We start from the raw sequence: 403 nt of genomic DNA on the forward strand, positions 1-403 counted from the left end.
CACTATCGTTAACTGAATACATAGGTTAACGAGGCGAACCGGGGGAACTGAAACATCTAAGTACCCCGAGGAAAAGAAATCAACCGAGATTCCCCCAGTAGCGGCGAGCGAACGGGGAGCAGCCCAGAGTCTGAATCAGCTTGTGTGTTAGTGGAAGCGTCTGGAAAGTCGCACGGTACAGGGTGAAAGTCCCGTACACGAAAATGCACAGGCTGTGAACTCGAAGAGTAGGGCGGGACACGTGGTATCCTGTCTGAATATGGGGGGACCATCCTCCAAGGCTAAATACTCCTGACTGACCGATAGTGAACCAGTACCGTGAGGGAAAGGCGAAAAGAACCCCGGCGAGGGGAGTGAAAAAGAACCTGAAACCGTGTACGTACAAGCAGTGGGAGCACCTTCG

1 rRNA gene is annotated in these 403 nt (G+C 52.9%); it reads left to right on the forward strand.

Annotated features, from left to right (window positions below):
* Nucleotides 1-403 (forward strand): 23S ribosomal RNA (locus VF709_RS24945); the annotation flags it as partial.

Origin of the sequence: Enterobacter sp. Lyrl_3 (assembly GCF_051948675.1) — a bacterium.
GTDB lineage: Bacteria > Pseudomonadota > Gammaproteobacteria > Enterobacterales > Enterobacteriaceae > Enterobacter > Enterobacter cloacae.